Origin of the sequence: Jiella sonneratiae (assembly GCF_017353515.1) — a bacterium.
GTDB classification, from domain to species: Bacteria; Pseudomonadota; Alphaproteobacteria; order Rhizobiales; family Rhizobiaceae; genus Jiella; species Jiella sonneratiae.
The window spans coordinates 101,487-118,980 of sequence record NZ_JAFMPY010000006.1; the positions used below are offsets into that span (position 1 = coordinate 101,487).

Consider the following 17,494-nt stretch of genomic DNA (forward strand, 5'->3'; position numbering starts at 1 on the left):
CCGGTATTCGGCCGGCAAACGTTTTCGTGATCCCGCGGCGTTTCGCGCTTCTCGCCGCCGTCCTGTGCGGAGCGGCCTCAGCCGAGGCGGCGCAGCAGGCGCTCGCGCCCGATCAGCGGCAGCAGCGGGCCGAGTTCCGGCCCGTGGTCGAGGCCGGTGATCGCCCGGCGCAGCGGCAGGAACAGCGCCTTGCCCTTCGCCCCGGTCTCCGTCCTGATCGCGGTCGTCCATTCCCGGAACGTCTCCGGCCCGGTCTCGCCATCCGGCAGGAGCCGCAGCGCTGCGGCGCGAAACGCCGCCTCCGCTGCGTCGGCCGGCGGCGGGACGACGGGGTCCCCGAAGACGATCTCCGCAAACACCCGCGCGTCCGGTACCCTGTCGCAGTTCGCCCGCACCGCCTGCCAGAACGCCTCGCCGTCCGTTTCGGCGACGCCCATGTCCGCGAGCCTGCCGGCGACGGCCGCGTAGGGCAGGGTGTGGACGATCTCGCGGTTGAGGCGGTCGAGTTCGGCGGGGTCGAATTTCGAGGCCGAAGCGGAGACCGCCGAAAAATCCAGCCGCGCGCCAAGCGCCGAAAGGTCGGCCATCGGCTCAATCGCCCCGGCGGTGCCGACGAGGACGGCGAGCGAGGCGAGCGCCATCGGCTCGTAGCCTTCCTCGCGCAGGGTCTCGAGCGACAGCGCGCCGCTTCGTTTCGACAGCCCGTCGCCGCCGATGGTGGTCAGAAGGTTGTGGTGGCCGAAGCGCGGCACCGAGGCGCCGAGCGCCTCGAAGATCGCCGCCTGCACCGCGGTGTTGGTGACGTGGTCGTCGCCGCGGATGACGTGGGTCACGCCCATCTCGGCATCGTCCACCACCGAGGGGAGGGTGTAGAGATAGCTGCCGTCCTCGCGGATGAGCACCGGATCCGACAGCGAGGCGAGGTCGATCGCCGTCGGCCCGCGGATCATGTCGTCGAAGGCGATGTCCGTGCGCGCCGGCGCAAACGGATCGAGGGTAAAGTTCGGCAGGAGGAAGCGCCAGTGCGGCTTGCGGCCCGCTTCCTCCAGCGCCCTCCGCTCCCCCGGCAACAGCTTCAGCGCCTCGCGGCCATAGACCGGCGGCAGGCCCCGCGCGGCGAGGCGCTTGCGTTTTCGGTCGAGTTCGTCCGGCGTCTCGTAGCAGGGATAGAGCAGGCCGGCGGCCTTCAGCTTCGCGGCCGCCGCGTCGTAGAGCGCCAGCCGCTCCGACTGCCGGGCGATCCGGTGCGGTTCGATGCCGATCCAGGCGAGGTCCTTCTCGATGCGGTCGGCATTTTCGCGCGTCGAGCGCTGCCTGTCGGTGTCGTCGAAGCGCAGCACGAAGTGGCCGCCCTCGCGCATGGCGAACAGCCAGTTGAACAGGGCGGTGCGCAGGTTGCCGATATGGAGCCGGCCGGTCGGCGACGGCGCGAAGCGGAGGATGACGGACATGGCGAGCGACCTACACGAAAGCGGCAGGCGCCGGAAGTCTGCGGCGCCAGGCTGTTCGACGCGGCGTCATCCGCTAAGGCGCGCCGCCCGCCCGATCAGCGCCGGCGCGGCTGCGGGTCGATCCGGTCGATGCCGCGCTCCGTCAGGCCCGCCGCCGGATCAGCGGCGGTGGTCGCGGCGGCGCGGCGGCGGAGCGCCAGCATCGCCATGACGCAGGAGATGGCGAGGCAGTAAGCGCCCATCGCGCCGATCTGCAGCGGGTAGGAGACCTGCCGGTCGATCAGGACGCCGGTAACGCCGGGGCCGAGCGCCGAAGCGAGAACCATCAGCGCCACCGTCACCGAGCGCACCGAGCCGAGATGTTTCGTGCCGTAGAGCTCCGGCCAGAGCGCCCCGAGCAGCGTCGAGGAAAAGCCGTTGGAGATCCCCAACAGCACCATGAAGACGAAGATCGCCGCCACCGCCGAAAAGCCGGAGACGACGAAGCAGGCGAGCGCCATGGGCAAAAGGAAGAAGGGCAGCAGCCGCACCGCCGAGAAGCGGTCGACCAGCGCGCCGCAGAGAAGGGCGAAGACCACCGTCGTCGCCGACATCAGGGCAAAACCCGAGGCGAAGACCTCAATCGGCCAGCCGCGCAGCTCGGTCAGATAGACCTGGTGGAAGAACAGGGTCGTGCCGATGAAGGGCGGGGCAAGGACGGCCGAAGCCACCAGCCAGAAGGTCGGCGAGGCGACGACCTCGCGCATCGTCCAGTCGCGCACCGCCGGTTTCTGCTTCGACTGCGGTTCGGACTGCGGGTCCCGGTCCCGCAGCGTCGCATAGACGACCACCGGCAGGGCGACGGCGAGGAGCACGGCGCCGCAGGCGAGCCAGGTGCCGCGCCAGCCGAGCGCCCCCGCGACGAGGACGAAGACCAGCGGAAACAGGCCCGTGCCGACGTGGAAGCCGAGCGAGATGATCGCCATCGCCCGGCCGCGATTGGCGGCGAACCAGCGGCCGGTCGCCGTCATCGCCGTCTCGGTCATCATCCCCTGGCCGAACAGCCGCAGCAGGTAGAGCGCGAGGAAGAGGATCGGCAGGCTGGCGACCGAGGACATCAGCGCCGTCGCCAGCGCCAGGCAGACGACCGTCGCCGCCGCCACCTGCCAGGCCCTGAACCGGTCGAGCGTCCAGCCGAGGGCGGGCAGCGTCGCGGCGCTCGCCAGCGTCGCCGCCATGTAGATCAGCCCGAAATCGCCGTTCGAAAGGCCGAACTCCCGGCGGATGTCGCCGTTGGAGAGCGAGATGTAGAAGGTCTGCCCGAAGGACGAGAAGAAGCAGAGCAGGAAGCCGCCGGCGAGCCAGCGGGCGTTCCGGCCCATGAAGGTGAGGAACTGCATGATCGGTCCGGGATGCGGAAACGCGCCGAAATCCTCCGGCAAACGTGCATAGCATCGAACGGCACGGGGGCGAAACCGGGCGGCGGCATGGACCGGCGGCCCTTCGCCCGGTCGCGGGTGCCGCCGCCGCGCTCAGTTCACCAGATCGGGGAGGTAGAGCGCGAGCTGCGGGAACAGCATGACGAGGATCAGGCCGACGATGCCCATCAAAGCGTAGGGGAGGGAGCCGGTCAGCACCTCGCGGATCGAGTAGTCGTCCCTGAGCGACTGGACGACGAAGAGTTTCATGCCGACCGGCGGCGTCACGGCGCCGATCTCCATGTTGATGACCAGGATCACGCCGAACCCGTCTCGGCCGGCATTCCAGGTCGCAGGAGCCTGTGCGGCCATGCCGTTCAGCCGGCGGCCTCGCCGACGGAATGCCCGGCGCGCCGCTCCATGGCGTGGCGGACGAGGGCGCCGAAGCGGTAGAGCCCGTGCACGAACTTGCCGTAGGGCATGGTCAGGAAGAACGCGAAGACGACGCCGAGATGCACCGCGAGCAGCGTTCCCATGGCCGGCGTCGCCCGCAGGAGGAGGAGCAGGAGCCCGGTGACGCCGAGGAGGAAGAGCATCGCCAGGAAGGCGACGTCCATGCCGTAGCGGCCGGTGTCCGCCATCGCCGGGTCGCGCCTCGTCTTGGCGGCGAAAAGGCCGAGCGGCCCGACGACGAGGCCGCAGCCGCCGACGAAGCCGAGCACGACCGGCACGCTGTACCAGGCGTAGGGCGCCTCCCAGCCGAAGAGATAATGGGCGAGCGTCGCCGAACAGGTGGAGGCGAAGCACAGGAGGAAGCCGTAGAAGGTGGCGTGGTGGTAGTGCCTGCGCCGGTCGGTCGGACGCTCGTCCTCGTTCATGCAGCCGACGCCGCCGCCGTCGAGATAGCGCAGCCGCCCGGCATCCTTGACCGCCTGCCAGAGCGAGCCGCCGCCGACCGCCTCGCCGGAGGCGCCGATGTCCTTCCAGAAGGCGCGAAATCCCATCGTCAGGGCGACGATCGCATAGAGGAAGGCGAGGCCGAACAGCCATGCCATCGCGGCATGCGGCATGATCCTGTAGAAGGCGCCTTCGCCGTGCTGGGCCGAGAACATCACGCCCGGATCGCTCCAGGCCATGAAGCCGAAGAGGAAGGCGGCGACGCCGAGGGCCGCGGCCAGCGCGACGGCGAGGCCGTTCTTCTCGAACATCGGCGCGAAGGCCTGCGGCCAGACATAGGCGCGATAGGAGCCGGCGCGCACCTTCGACAGGGTTTGCGGGACGTTGACGGCGAACTCGTGCGGCGGCGCGTACTGGCAGTCGAAGTAGCAGGCGCCGCACTGATGGCAGAGATTGGCGAGATAGTTGAGGTCGCCGTCGAGGAAGGTGCGGCGCAGCTCCATCGCCGGGAACACCGCGCAGAGCCCCTCGCAATAGCGGCAGGCATTGCAGATCCGCATCAGCCGGTCGGCCTCGGCGTGGTCCTCAGTTGCGAACATGGTGGCCTGCTTCCCGTCCCGCGATGCGGCCGAACACCGCTCCGATGGTCATGCCGATGCCGGCGAGATAGCCCTTCCCGAGCACGTTGCCGGCCATGATCTCTCCCGCCGCGAACATGTTCGCGGAGGGCTTTCCGTCGTCCATCACGATCTGCGCCCGGCGGTTCACGCGCACGCCGAGATAGGTGAAGGTGATGCCCGGCCGCAGCGGATAGGCGTAGAAGGGCGGTTCGGCGATCGGCCGCGCCCAATGCGTCTTTTCCGGCGCCAGCCCCTCGGTGCGGCAATCGTCGAGGGCGGCAGGGTCGAAGCTTCCCGGCCGGACCGCGGCGTTGAAGCTTTCGACCGTGTGCCGCAGCGCCGCCGGGTCGAGCTCGAGCCTGCCCGCGAGCTCCTCGATGCTCGCCGCCTCGATCGGCGGGAACACCGAGGGCATGAACTTGTCGATCGAGGTCCGGTCGATGATCGCATAGGCGATCTGCTCGGGCTGGGCGGCGACGAGCCGGCCCCAGATCGCGTAGCGCTTCGGCCAGAAATCCTCGCCCTCGTCGTAGAAGCGCTCGGCCGCGCGATTGACCACGATGCCGAAGACGACGCAGTCGAGGCGGGTGGAGATGCCGCCGTCGAACTTCGGTGCGCGGGCGTCGATCGCGACGGCGTGGCACTGTTTCGGATCGCCGATCGGCCTGACCCCGCGATCGAGCAGCAGGCGCAGCATCGAGCCGCGATTGTAGGGCGTGCCGCGGATCAGGAAGTTCTTCGCCTCCGGTCCCCAGGCTTCGGTCAGCCACTCGATGTTCGCCTCGAAGCCGCCGGCCGCCGCCACCAGCGCCTTGGCCGCGATCCGATGGCGGGTCCCGCCGTGCGATACGGTGGCGGAAAGGAAGAAGCCGTCCTCGATCTCGACGTCGACGACTTCCGCCTCGTACACCACCCTGACGCCCAGCGCCTCGGCCGTGCGGTAGAGCGCGTTGATCATCGCCCGGCCGCCGCCGAGGAAGAAGGCGTTGGTGCGTCCGAGCGACAGCGTGCCGCCGAGCGACGGCTGGAAGCGCACCCCCTGCTCGTTCATGTAGTCCCAGAGTTCCTTCGACTGCGCGATGGTGAAGCGGGCGAGCTCCTCGTCGGTCTCGCCGCCGGTCACCCGCATCAGGTCGTCCCAGAACTCCTCTTCCGGGTAGGGCCCGGTCAGCACCTCGTTGCCCTCGTCGTGGGCGCAGCGCAGGTTGCGGGTGTGGCGGGTGTTGCCGCCGCGGTAGAACTTCGGCGCCGCCTCGACCACCAGCACCCGCGCGCCGGCGCGCGCCGCGTTGATCGCCGCGCACAGCGCCGCGTTGCCGCCACCGGCCACCAGCACGTCGGCGCCCGCTGTCAGAAGCTCGGATGGTTCGGCCATTGCCCCCCGCACTGCCGGTCTCGTGATATGAATGTATGCCGAGGTATACGATCGTCGGCGCGTGTCAAGCGGGGCGGAACGCCGCGTGCAAAGCGCGCGCGCTTCGGATACCCCGGCATCACCGCATGCCGGGCGGCTGGAGAGAGGCAGGGAGGGACGGGATGGCGACCGAGATTTCGCGCGGCGAGGCGGCCTATCGCAAGCTGAAGGAGGCGATCCAGGACGGCACGCTGCCGCCGGGAACGCGCATCCGCGAGATCGAGATCGCCGAGCGCTTCCATGTGAGCCGGACCCCGGCGCGCGACGCGATCCGCCGGCTCGAATCGGACGGGCTGATCTCCTTCGTCCCCCGCCAGGGCGCGGTGGTCTCCAAGCTCGACCACCAGGAGACGATGGAGCTCTACGACCTGCGCGAGGTGCTGGAAGGCTCGGCCGCCGCCTTCGCCGCCCGCCACGCCTCGGAAGCCGAGATCGAGGAGCTGCGCGAACTCGTCGGTTCGGAAGAGGCGATCAAGGACAATCCGGCGAGGCTCGCGGACCTCAACCGGCTGTTCCACTCGGTGCTCTACCGGGCGGCGCACAACCGCTATCTCGAGCGGTCGCTGATCGGCCTGCGCGATTCCATGGCGCTGCTCGGCGGGACCAGCCTGAGGGTGCCCGGACGCTACGAGACGGCGCATCGCGAGCATGGGGCGATCATCGCCGCCATCGCCGAGCGGGATTCGGCCGCCGCCGAGACCGCCGCGCGCGGCCACATCCGCCAGGCGCAGAGGGCGCGGCTGAAGATGATGCGCGAGGATCTGTTGGCCGGAGAGCCGGGCCGGGACGACGGCGAATGAGATGACAGTTTCTCCTGCATTGTCGGAACCGATTTGACAATGTCGCAATCATCGCCTCTCCTGTGGCCGATGGAAGACGCCGGAGCCTGTGCGCGTCGGTGCAGCGTGGAGCAGGGGAGAACGGATTGCCGCCACGAGAACCGGAGCGGGATGGCCCGTGCGACCTTCTGGTCCTCGGCAGCGGCGCGGCCGGCCTGACGGCGGCGCTGACGGCAGCGCTCGCCGGCCTCAAGGTGGTGGTTCTCGAACACCAGCCCCTCTTCGGCGGAACCAGCGCACGCTCCTCCGGCACCGTGTGGATTCCGGACAGCTCCTATCTTCGCGAGGCCGGCGTCACCGACGACCGCGCGGCGGCCGAGCGTTATCTCGACGCGCTGGTCGGAGTGCGGGGCGATGCCGCGATGTGGCGCGCCTTTCTCGACCTCGCGCCGAAGATGGCGGCGGATCTGCGCGACCGCGCCGGCATCGGCTTCCGGCCCTTCATGAGCGCCGCCGATTACCGCCAGGACTGTCCGGGCGCCGCGCCCGGCGGCCGGGCGCTCGAGCCGCTCGCCTTCGACGGCCGGACGCTCGGCGACGATTTCTCGCGTCTCGCCCCGCCGATCCCGGAGCTCATGCTGTTCGGCGGCATGATGGTGACGCGGAGCGAGGCGGCCGAGCTGCTGCGCGCCGACCGCTCGCCGCGCGCCGCGCTGAAGGCCGCCCGGCTTCTCGCCCACTATGCGCGCGACCGGATCAGCCATTCCCGCGGAACGCGGCTGGTGATGGGCAATGCTCTCGTGGCGCGGCTCTCCAAGGCGTGCCGGGATCGCGGCGTCGACCTTTGGACCGGCATCCGCACCATCCGCCTCGTCCGCGACGGCCGCGGCGTTTCCGGGGTCGAGGTGGAAAGGGACGGCGGATCGCGGCTGCTTTCGGCGGCTCGCGGCGTGGTGCTCGCCGGCGGCGGCTTTCCGGCGGACGCCGGCTGGCGGGCCCGCGAACTGCCGTCGCCGGTTGCCGAACACACGCCCGCCGCGCCCGGCGCCGACGGTTCGACCATCTCCCTGGCGCTCGAAATCGGCGCGGCCCTCGGACCGTCCGGCCGCGACAACGCCCTGTGGTTTCCGAGCTCCATCGCGACGCGCCCCGACGGCTCGACGGCGGTCTATCCGCATATCGTGCTCGACCGGCCGAAGCCCGGCGTGATCGCCGTCGACGGCTCGGGCGAGCGTTTCGTCGACGAGGCGGTCTCCTATCACGAGTTCGTGCGGGCGATGTATCGCAGAAACGCCGAAGTCCCGGCGATCCCGGCCTGGCTGATCTGCGACCGCCCCTTCATCCGGACATACGGGCTCGGCCTCATCCGGCCGCGCACGCCGAGCCTGAGGAAATACGTGGCGAACGGCTATCTCACCGAGGCCGCCTCGCTCGGCGAACTCGCCGGAAAGATCGGTGTCGCAGCCGAGAGGCTGCAGGCGACGGTGGCGCGCTTCAACGGCTTCGCCCGCACCGGCGTCGACGCGGATTTCGGCCGCGGCACCGGCGCCTACGAGCGCGGCAACGGCGATCCGGCGCACGGGCCGAACCCCTGTCTCGGGCCGATCGAAACGGCGCCGTTCTATGCGCTGGCGCTATGGCCGACGCCGCTCGGCACCAGCCGCGGCCTTCTGGCCGACCGGGACGCCCGCGTTCTGGACAAGAACGGGAGAGCGATCCCCGGCCTCTATGTCTGCGGCAACGACATGCAGTCCGCCTTCGGCGGCGAATATCCGGGCGCCGGCGCGCAGCTCGGCCAGGGAATGGCGTTCGGCTGGGCGGCTGGCCGGCACGCGGCGGGCGTCAACGCCGAGGGCTGACGCTGCCAAGGGTTTTCAACATGGTCGACGGGAGTGCGACATGACGGTGAAGAAGGGCGGCGACCTCATCGCCGAGTTCCTGGTCAGGGAGAAGATCCCGTATGTCTTCGGGATCTGCGGCCACGGCAATGTCGGGCTTCTGGATTCGCTCTACGACGTGAAGGACGAGGTCAAGCTCGTCTCGCCCCGCCACGAGCAGACGGCCGCCCACATGGCCGACGGCTTCTTCCGGGTGAGCCACCGCCCGGCCGCGACGCTCACCTCGACCGGGCCGGGCTCGGCCAACCTGATCATGGGGCTTGCCGTCGCCCAGACCGATTCCTCGGCGGTTCTCTCGATCACCGCCAACGTTCCGACCTCGCAGTTCAACCGCGGCCCGTTCCAGGAGCTCAACCAGCACCATCAGGCCGACTTCAACAACGTCATCAAGCCGGTGGTGAAGCGCTCCTTCCAGCCGACGCGGGTGGAGATGCTGCCGCTCGCCATGCGCCAGGCGGCGACCACCATGACGACAGGCCGGCCCGGCCCGGTCAATCTCGACATCCCCTACAACCTCTTCGTCGAGAGCGCCGAGGTGAGCGAGGAGCCCGCCTGGGACGGCTATCTCTCGCGCCGCAGCGGCGCCAGCGAGGCGGACGTCGCACGCACGGTCGACTGGCTGCTCGAGGCCGAGCGGCCGGTGATCTTCGTCGGTCACGGCATGACCCTGTCCGAGGCCGGGGCGGAGCTGACCGAACTCGCGCAGCGCCTGTCGATCCCGGTCATTTCCTCGCCGAACGGCATGGGCACGATCGACATGCGCGACGAGCTCTCGCTCGGCTTCATCGGCCGCAACGGCGCCTATCAGGCCAATCAGGCGGGTCGCCATGCCGACCTCGTCGTCGCCATCGGCGCGCGCTTCGACGATCGTTCCGCCTCCTCCTGGAAGCCGGGCTATTCCTGGAACTTCCCGTCGACGCGGCTCGTCCATGTCGACCTCGACCATGGCGAGCTCGGCCGCAACTACGCGCCGGATCTCGCGATCCTCGCCGACGCCAAGGCCTTCATCCGCCAGCTCTTGTCGGAGCTGGACCGGCGCGGGGCGGGCGGTGCGCCGCGGCTCGAGGCCTGGCGGGCGGACATCGCGGGCTGGCGCAAGGAATGGGCGGACTTCATCCGCCCCGGCTTCGAGACGCACAGCCAGCCGATCCGCCCGGAGCGGATCGTCGCCGACTGTCGCAAGGTGCTGCCGGACGATGCGATCATCACCCTCGATTCGGGCATCCACCACAACTGGTTCATGCAGTTCTGGGAGGCGCGCCGGCCGCAGTCGATGCTCAACACCTGGGGCTATTCCGGCATGGGCTTCGGGCCGAGCTCGGCGCTCGGCGCCAAGCTCGCCGCTCCCGACCGGCCGGTGGTCTCGATCTGCGGCGACGGCGGCTTCACCATGGTGCCGCATGTCCTGTGCACGGCCGTCGAATACGACATCGCGGTCGTCTGGGTGGTCTGGAACAACTTTGCCTGGGCGGCGATCCGCGACCTGCAATATGCCTATTTCGACGGCCGCGAATACGGCACGGGCTTCTACCAGGGCCCGAACCGCGAGCCTTACAATCCCGATTTCGCGATGTGGGCGAAGGCGGCCGGCGTCGCGTCGTGGACGGTGACCCGGTCGCAGGACTTCGCCGGCGTCCTCGAACAGGCGGTGGCGTCGAACCGGCCGGCGCTGATCGACGTCCATGTCGACGCCAACATCCGCCCGCCGGCCACCGGCGCCTGGGAACTGCCGCCGATCCCGCCGAAGGAGCCGGCCTTCGGTGCGCCCTGGCGCCCGGACGGACGCTGACGCAACGAACGAGACCGCAAGGAGAGACATCATGAGCGACGACTACAAGTCCGGCATCCGCAACATCGCCGAAGAGCCCTGGCGGCAGTTTCCCAACCATTTCGGCAGTGCGCTGTCGAAGGCGCTTGTGCATCCGGAGACCACGGGATCGCGGCAGATCGACTATCGGATCTCGACCTACCAGCCGATGGCCTATGTCGAGCGGCATGCGCACAAGGTGCAGGAACAGGTCTATCACGTGCTGGACGGCGAGGGACTGATGGAAATCGGCGACGAGAAGCGCGTCGTGCGCCGCAACGACGTCGTCTTCATCACGCCCGGCACCTTCCACTCGATCGAGAACACCGGGCTAGGCGACCTGACCTTCATCGTCGTGACGACGCCGGTGAAGGACGAATAGGGGCGAAAAATGCCGAGAATCCGCAAGGCGGCCGCCGCCGGGGCAGGGGAGGACGCGGTCACGACCGGCCGCCCGCCCGCCGCCCCGGCGGCTTCGGGGCGGAGCGGCGGCATCCAGTCGCTGGTGCGGGCCGGCGCCATTCTCGACACCGTCGCCCGGCATCCGGGCGGAATCGCGCTCGCCGATCTCAGCGCCGCCGTCGGGCTCCACACCAGCACGGCCTTCGCCCTGATCCAGACCCTCGTCGCCCTCGGCTACATCGACCAGGGCGAGCGGGACCGGCGCTACCGGGTCGGCAGCCGGCTTTTCGCGATCGCGGCGGGCGCGCTCGACGAGGCGGCGCTGCTCAACCTCGCTTCGCCGGTCCTCGCCGATCTCAGCGCGGCGACCGGCGAAGCCTCGCATCTCGCGGTCCGCTCCGGACGCGACATCGTCGTCGTCGCCCGCAAGGCGGCGACCGGCCTCCTGCAGCTTTCCGACCGCGGCGGCGCCGTCAGGCCGGCGCATGCGACGGCGATCGGCAAGGTGCTCCTGTCGGCGATGCCCGAAGAAGATTTCGAACGGCTGCTGCCGACGCTGAGCCTCGAGCGGTTCACGCCCGACACCATCACCGAACCGGAGGCGCTGCGCCGGGAGATCGCCGCGATCCGGGCGAGCGGGATCGCTCACGACCGCCGCGAGCTCGACCCGGACGTCTCCTGCATCGCGATGCTGGTCCATGATTTCGCCGGCCGGCCGCTCGCCGCGATCGGCGTTTCCGGTCCGATCTGGCGGATGGCCGCCCATCTCCAGGAGCGCTCCGACCAGCTTCGCGCCGCGGCGCGCCGGCTGTCGGCGGCGCTGGGTCATGCCGACCGCGACGGCGCCTCCTGAGGGGCGGGTGCAGGCTTTGCCTTCGCCGCGCCGCCGCGCCGGGCGGGCGGCGTGGCGGTGATGCTGTCGAAGCCTGCCCAGACGCGGCTTGCCACCAGTTCGCGCGCCGCCGCCTTCAGTTCGTCCGCGACGACGGCCGCAGCCGGCGTCATCCGGCCGGCGGGCAGCGAATAGAGGAAGTTGCGGCGGCGGAACCTCGCATCGGAAAACGACAGGTGCCGCCATTGGCGGCCCCGCGCACCCTCGTGCATGATCGCGCCCATCGGCTTGATGGTGGCGCCGATGCCGTCGAAGACGCTGTTCATCAGAAGCGACAGCGAGTCGATCTCGGCGACGACGTCGGTCGGCAGGCCGCGGTTCTCGAATTCCGAAGCGATCCGCTGGCGCAGCCCGTGCGAGGCCGTCGGCAGGATCAGCGGCAGCATCGAGGCTTCCGCGATGGTGATCGTCTCGCGATCCGGCGGGACGAGATCGCTGTGCCGCGGCAGCATCAGGAAGAGCTCTTCCTCCAGGAGCGGCTCGACGACCATGTCCCGCGCCGCGTCGTTGCTGAACAGGATCGCGAGGTCGAGCTGGCCGAGCCGGAAGAGCTGCCCGATGTGGCCGCTCATGCCCTCGACGACGTTGAGCAGGATGCTCGGATAGGCGTCGCGGATGCGGCGCACCAGCGACAGGCCGATGGCGGAGACCGTCGTCGCCGGCAGGCCGACCGCGACCATGCCCTGCACCGCGCCCGCCTCGCTGCGTGCGATCGACAGCGACTGGTCGAGCTGGCGGAGCATGAAGCGCGCGTGGTGGTAGAGCGCCATGCCGTTGCGGGTCGGCGAGATGCCCTTCGACGAGCGGTTCAGAAGCGGCTTGCCCACTTCGCCTTCGAGCTTGGCCAGCTGCTGGCTGAGAGCGGGCTGCGCGATCAGAAGCTGCCGCGATGCCTTGGACAGGCTCCCGGCTTCGACGATCTGCACGAAATAGCGGAGTTGGCGGATGTCCATCGCCCATCTGAGCGCGTTTCTGGCCATACGTCCAGCTTATAGCCATTCTCGCTATTTCGTATTTTCGCTTCGCCTCTGCGCCTCCTAGTCTGGCGCCACCTGGTCGATCGCCGGGCCGGAGGCGGCGCGACCGGGCAAGAAAAGAGCCACCATCGATCTGGGAGGAGAGATATGGACAAGTGGAATTCGAGCGCCGGGCCGAGCCCGGACGTCAATCGCCGGACCGCCCTGCGGCTCGGCGCGGGAATTGCCGCGACGACGGTTCTCGGCATGCCCTCGATCGTCCGCGCGCAGTCGACCGACGCCATCACCATCGGCCATCTGACGCCGTTGACCGGCTTTCTCGGAGCCCTGGGCGACTATGCCGTGCTCGGCATCAAGATGGCGGCGGAGGAGATCAACGCCGCCGGCGGCGTCATGGGACGCCAGATCCAGGTCAATTCCGAAGATTCGATCAATCCGGACACCGCGGCGACCAAGGCCGAGCGCATGCTGACGCGCGACGGCTCGGTGCTACTCCTCGGCGAGATCTCGTCGGCCTCGGCGCTGGCGATCTCCCAGGTCGCGGCGCGCAACAAGAAGCTGTTCCTCGCGACCGGTCCGCGGTCGGACACGCTGCGCGGCAAGAGCTGCAACCGCTATCTCTTCTGCAGTGACATTCCGAACACCGTGATGGTCAACGCCGTCGGCAGCGCCCTGAAGCGCGACGACATGGTGAAGGGCAGGAAGTTCTACACGCTGACCGCCGACTACGTGTTCGGCCACGACCTGCTGCGCGCCGCCAAGGACTTCTTCGAGCGCAACGACGCCGAGCTGATCGGCGACGAGCTGGTCGCCACCGACGTCACCGACTTCAGCCCCTATCTCCTGAAGATCCGCCAGGCGCAGCCGGACATCGTCTGCTCGAATCTCGCCGGCAACCAGGTGACCAACCTCGTCAAGCAATACGCCGAATTCGGCATTCCCTTCCCGATCGTCGGCTTCAACCTCAACACCGCCGACGCCTGGGCCGCCGGGCCGGGCAATCTGAAGGGCACCTGGCCGACGGTCTGGTACCACACGCTCGACGTTCCCGCGTCGAAGGAGTTCGTCGACAAGTTCCAGAAGAAGTTCGGCAAGCTCCCCGAGAACCACGCCTGGATCGAATACGTCTCGCTGAAGCTCCTGGCCCAGGCGATGAACGAGGCGAAGTCGACCGACAGCGAGAAGCTCGTCGACTATCTGGAAAGCGGGGCGAAGTTCGACATCCTGAAGGCGCGCGAGGCCTATTTCCGGCCCTGGGACCACCAGCTCGTCCAGGAGGCCTATCCCTTCACGGTCAAGCCCGACGACCAGATGAAGGACGAGCAGGACATGATGGAACTCGGCGCCGCGGTTCCCGGCCCCGAGCAGCCGCTGGAATCGATCTATCCGACCGAGGAGCAGAATCCCTGCCAACTGTGACGCGCGCAGACCCGTGACGCGCGGAGGCCGCGGAACGGCACGTTCCGCGGCCCGCCATAAGTGACCGCCGGGCGCCCGCCGCGCCCGCGCATCGTGCCAAGGCAGAACCCTAAAATGCAGCTCATCTTCCTGTTGGAGCAGGTCGTCAACGGGCTCGTGCTCGGCGGCTACTACCTGCTGATCGCGCTCGGCCTGTCGCTGATCTTCAGCGTCGGCGGCATCGTCAATCTCGCCCACGGCGCCTTCTATGCCCTCGGCGCCTATCTGGCGGTGACGCTCGGCCACACGCTGGGCTTCGGCCCGGCGACGGTGGTCTCGCCGATCCTCGTCGCGGTCCTCGGCATCTTCTTCGAGCGCTTCATCCTGCGCCGCTTCTACGAGGAAGATCCGATCCTCAGCCTGCTCGTCACCTTCGGCCTCGCCATGGTGGCGGAGCAGATCATCCGCATCGTCTGGGGGGCGGCGCCGCTGCCGGCGCGCATTCCCGAGGCGCTCAACGGCGCCGTCATCGTCGGCAACATGCTGTTTTCGAAATACCGGCTCATCCTCCTCGCGATCGTCGCGCTGGTGCTCGCGGCGCTCTGGCTGCTCCTGCACAAGACCGCCTTCGGCCGTGTCGTGCGGGCCGGCATCCAGCGCCCCGACATGGTCGCCGCGCTCGGCATCCGGCTGCAGCCCTACATGACCAGCATCGTCATGCTCGGCGTCGGCATGGCGGCCCTCGGCGGGGCGCTGTTCGCGCCGATCACCACGGTCCATCCGGCGATGGGGGCCGACATCATCACCGTCGCCTTCGTCGTGGTGATCATCGGCGGGCTCGGCAGCTTCTGGGGCGTCGTCCTGTCCGCCCTCCTCGTCGGCGTCGTGCGGGGCGTCACCATCCACTTCCTCCCGTCGGCCGGCGAAGCGTCGATGTATGTCCTGATGTTCCTGGTGCTGATCCTGCGTCCGCGGGGTCTCCTCGGCGAGCCGATCGAGAAGTTCGAGCTATGAATGCCCGCCTGCTTTCGCGGTACCGCCCGTTGCTGATCGCGGCCGCCGCCGTCGTGCTGCTGCCCTTCGCCATGCCGCTGATCGGCCTCACCATCAACACTGCCGCGGTGCTGGTGATCCTCACCATCGCCGTCCTCGGCCTCAACATCCTGATCGGCCAGACCGGGCTCGTCTCCTTCGGCCACTCCACCTGGTTCGGCGTCGGCGCCTACGCCGCGGCGCTCGCCCAGAAATACTGGCTGCCCGGCGACATCTTCCTGCCGATCCTCCTTTCGATGGTCGCCGTCGCGGCGATCTCGCTGCCGGTCGGCCTTCTCATCCTGCGCCGCCGCGGCGTCTATTTCGCCCTGATGACGCTGGCCATGTCGGCACTGACCTACACCGTCGCCTTCCGCTGGACCGCCGTCACCGGCGGCGAGGACGGGCTCGGCGGCCTCGACCGCGGCAGTCTCGGGCCGATCGATTTCGACGACACCCGCTGGTACTACGCGCTGGTGGCGGTGATCGGCCTCGCCGTCCTCTACTTCCTCCTGCGCGTCATGCGCTCGCCCTTCGGCCACGTCCTCGCGGCGATCCGCGAGAACCAGATGCGCGCGACCTTCCAGGGCTATGCCGTCGACCGCTACAAGCTCGCGGCCTTCGTCCTGTCGGCGACGGTGACGGGGCTCGCCGGGGCGCTGTCGGCCTTCCAGCACTATCTCGTCTCCGCCGAATCGGTGTCGGTGGAGCTTTCCGGCGAGATGCTGGCGATGGTGGTCATCGGCGGCATGCACAACATCCTCGGCCCGGCCATCGGCGTCGCCTTCTACATCGTCTTCCGCGAGATGTTCTCGATCTGGACGGAGAACTGGCTGCTCTGGTTCGGGCTGATCTTCGTCGGCTTCGTCATGTACACGCCGGGCGGCCTCGTCGGCGCCTGGGAGCGGCTGTCGCGCCGCTGGCGGCCGCTGCCGGAGATGAGCTCGGCGATGAGCCGCCGCAAGATCCACGAGGGCCTGGCGCTGCCAGCGTTCCTGCGCCCGGAAAAGACCGCAGGAAGGGTGCTCGAAGCCGATTCCGTCTCCATGCGCTTCGGCGGCTTCAAGGCGGTGCGCGAGGCGAGCCTTGCCCTCGACGCCGGCGAGATCCACGCGCTGATCGGCCCGAACGGCGCCGGCAAGACAACCTTCTTCAACCTCGTCTCCGGCCGCTTCGCGCCGACCGCCGGCGCCATCAGGCTGCACGGGCGCGAGATCCATGGCCTGCCGGCGCATGCGATCTGCCAGCAGGGGCTCGCCCGCTCCTTCCAGATCACCAACCTCTTCAAGAACCTGACGATCTACGAGAACCTCCGGCTCTCGGCGCAGGCCAGGCACTCCTGCCGCTTCGGCTTCTGGCGCGACATCGACACCTACGACCGGCTGCATGCCGATACCGCCGAACTCGTCCGCTTTCTCGGGCTCGAAGGCATCGAGGACGTGAAGGGCGGCGACCTCTCCTATGGCGGCCAGCGCCTCGTCGATCTCGGCATCGCGCTCGCCTCGCGGCCGCAGGTCCTGCTGCTCGACGAGCCGCTCGCAGGTCTCGCCGCGGCGGAGCGCGAGCGGGTCTCGAAACTCGTCAGGACGATCGCCGAGAACATTCCCGTCCTGATCGTCGAGCACGACATCGACCGGGTGCTCGGCTTCTCCGACCACGTCACCGTCATGAACGAGGGCGCGGTGCTGGTCACCGGCTGTCCGGACGAGATCCGCCGCAACCGGCGCGTCCAGGAGATCTACACCGGCACCGGAACGCCGGTGGTCACCGGCCGCGCCGCGCCGGGTTCGGCGCCGCAGGCGACGCTCCTCGACGTCCGTGACGTCAACACCTTCTACGGCAAGAGCCACATCCTCAACGACGCCTCGCTCGACCTTCGGCGCGGCGAGATCGTCGCGCTCCTCGGGCGCAACGGCGCCGGCAAGTCGACCTTCCTGAAGACGCTGGCGGGCCTCGTGCCGCCCGCCTCCGGGAACATCGTCTACGACGGGCGGGAACTTGCCGGCATGGCCGCACCGGACATCGCCCGGCTCGGCGTCTCCTACGTGCCGCAGGGGCGCGGCATCTTCGCCGGCATGACGGTGGCGGAAAATCTCGGCCTCGGGCGCCTGGCACGGGCGAACAGGGGCGAGAACGGCGTCGCCTGGAGCCCGGAGCGGATCCTGGAGATGTTCCCGCGGCTCGGCGAGCGGATGCACACCCATGCCGACGTCCTGTCGGGCGGCGAGCAGCAGATGCTGGCCGTGGCGCGGGCGCTGTCGGGCGACACCCGCCTTCTTCTGCTCGACGAACCCTTCGAGGGCCTCGCGCCCGCAGTCGTCGAAGAGCTCTTCACCGTCTTCGACACGCTGCGCCGGGAGGTCTCGATCCTCATCGTCGAGCACAATCTCGACCTCGTGCTGGCGCTCGCCGACCGGGTGTTCGCGCTGGAGAACGGCGCGGTCTTCCACGAGGGGCCGGCGGCGGACCTTTTGAACGATCTCGACTATCGCAAACAAATCCTGTGGCTCTGACCGGTTTGGAGATGGAC

Annotated in this window: 14 protein-coding genes; 8 read left to right on the forward strand and 6 right to left on the reverse strand. The window is 69.1% G+C overall.

Features of this window, described 5'->3' with window-relative positions:
* Nucleotides 1-77: 77 nt before the first annotated feature.
* The 5 genes from gltX to tcuA all read right to left on the reverse strand — a co-directional run bounded on the left by gltX (nucleotide 78) and on the right by tcuA (nucleotide 5,740).
* On the reverse strand, nucleotides 78-1,451 hold the full coding sequence (gltX, locus tag J1C47_RS07605) for a glutamate--tRNA ligase (protein WP_207350140.1): 1,374 nt from the start codon (nucleotides 1,449-1,451) through the stop codon (nucleotides 78-80).
* Between the two features lie 95 nt (nucleotides 1,452-1,546).
* Nucleotides 1,547-2,830: an MFS transporter gene (locus tag J1C47_RS07610; protein WP_207350141.1), complete on the reverse strand. Its 1,284-nt coding sequence runs from the start codon at nucleotides 2,828-2,830 to the stop codon at nucleotides 1,547-1,549.
* Between the two features lie 132 nt (nucleotides 2,831-2,962).
* Complete coding sequence (locus J1C47_RS07615) at nucleotides 2,963-3,169, reverse strand: TRAP transporter large permease subunit (RefSeq protein WP_207350142.1); 207 nt, start codon at nucleotides 3,167-3,169, stop codon at nucleotides 2,963-2,965.
* Between the two features lie 56 nt (nucleotides 3,170-3,225).
* Entirely contained in the window at nucleotides 3,226-4,344 is a 1,119-nt protein-coding gene (gene tcuB, locus J1C47_RS07620) for a tricarballylate utilization 4Fe-4S protein TcuB (protein ID WP_207350143.1), read from the reverse strand.
* On the reverse strand, nucleotides 4,331-5,740 hold the full coding sequence (tcuA, locus tag J1C47_RS07625) for an FAD-dependent tricarballylate dehydrogenase TcuA (protein WP_207350144.1): 1,410 nt from the start codon (nucleotides 5,738-5,740) through the stop codon (nucleotides 4,331-4,333). Before tcuA ends, tcuB begins: the two co-directional genes overlap by 14 nt.
* Nucleotides 5,741-5,901: 161 nt before the next feature.
* Between tcuA and J1C47_RS07630 the strand changes: the two genes are divergently transcribed.
* The 5 genes from J1C47_RS07630 to J1C47_RS07650 all read left to right on the forward strand — a co-directional run bounded on the left by J1C47_RS07630 (nucleotide 5,902) and on the right by J1C47_RS07650 (nucleotide 11,518).
* Nucleotides 5,902-6,579 (forward strand): GntR family transcriptional regulator, encoded by a 678-nt coding sequence (locus tag J1C47_RS07630; RefSeq protein WP_207350145.1) that lies wholly within the window; start codon nucleotides 5,902-5,904, stop codon nucleotides 6,577-6,579.
* Between the two features lie 125 nt (nucleotides 6,580-6,704).
* Nucleotides 6,705-8,417, forward strand: a complete 1,713-nt coding sequence (locus tag J1C47_RS07635) for an FAD-dependent oxidoreductase (RefSeq protein ID WP_207350146.1) — start codon at nucleotides 6,705-6,707, stop codon at nucleotides 8,415-8,417.
* A gap of 40 nt (nucleotides 8,418-8,457) precedes the next feature.
* Nucleotides 8,458-10,245, forward strand: coding sequence for a thiamine pyrophosphate-binding protein (locus J1C47_RS07640; RefSeq protein ID WP_207350147.1), 1,788 nt, complete (start codon nucleotides 8,458-8,460; stop codon nucleotides 10,243-10,245).
* Between the two features lie 31 nt (nucleotides 10,246-10,276).
* Nucleotides 10,277-10,645: a cupin domain-containing protein gene (locus tag J1C47_RS07645; RefSeq protein ID WP_207350148.1), complete on the forward strand. Its 369-nt coding sequence runs from the start codon at nucleotides 10,277-10,279 to the stop codon at nucleotides 10,643-10,645.
* Nucleotides 10,646-10,654: 9 nt separating this feature from the next.
* Entirely contained in the window at nucleotides 10,655-11,518 is an 864-nt protein-coding gene (locus J1C47_RS07650) for an IclR family transcriptional regulator (protein ID WP_207350149.1), read from the forward strand.
* Here the strand turns inward: J1C47_RS07650 and J1C47_RS07655 are convergent.
* Nucleotides 11,491-12,537 (reverse strand): LysR substrate-binding domain-containing protein, encoded by a 1,047-nt coding sequence (locus tag J1C47_RS07655; protein ID WP_245396423.1) that lies wholly within the window; start codon nucleotides 12,535-12,537, stop codon nucleotides 11,491-11,493. The two genes, J1C47_RS07650 and J1C47_RS07655, sit on opposite strands and share 28 nt — an antisense overlap.
* A gap of 144 nt (nucleotides 12,538-12,681) precedes the next feature.
* Between J1C47_RS07655 and J1C47_RS07660 the strand changes: the two genes are divergently transcribed.
* The 3 genes from J1C47_RS07660 (at nucleotide 12,682) to J1C47_RS07670 (ending at nucleotide 17,477) form a co-directional block, all read left to right on the forward strand.
* Nucleotides 12,682-13,953 (forward strand): ABC transporter substrate-binding protein, encoded by a 1,272-nt coding sequence (locus J1C47_RS07660; protein ID WP_207350150.1) that lies wholly within the window; start codon nucleotides 12,682-12,684, stop codon nucleotides 13,951-13,953.
* A 114-nt stretch (nucleotides 13,954-14,067) separates the two neighbouring features.
* Nucleotides 14,068-14,946, forward strand: a complete 879-nt coding sequence (locus J1C47_RS07665) for a branched-chain amino acid ABC transporter permease (RefSeq protein WP_207350151.1) — start codon at nucleotides 14,068-14,070, stop codon at nucleotides 14,944-14,946.
* Nucleotides 14,943-17,477: a branched-chain amino acid ABC transporter ATP-binding protein/permease gene (locus tag J1C47_RS07670; RefSeq protein WP_207350152.1), complete on the forward strand. Its 2,535-nt coding sequence runs from the start codon at nucleotides 14,943-14,945 to the stop codon at nucleotides 17,475-17,477. Before J1C47_RS07665 ends, J1C47_RS07670 begins: the two co-directional genes overlap by 4 nt.
* Nucleotides 17,478-17,494 lie beyond the last annotated feature (17 nt).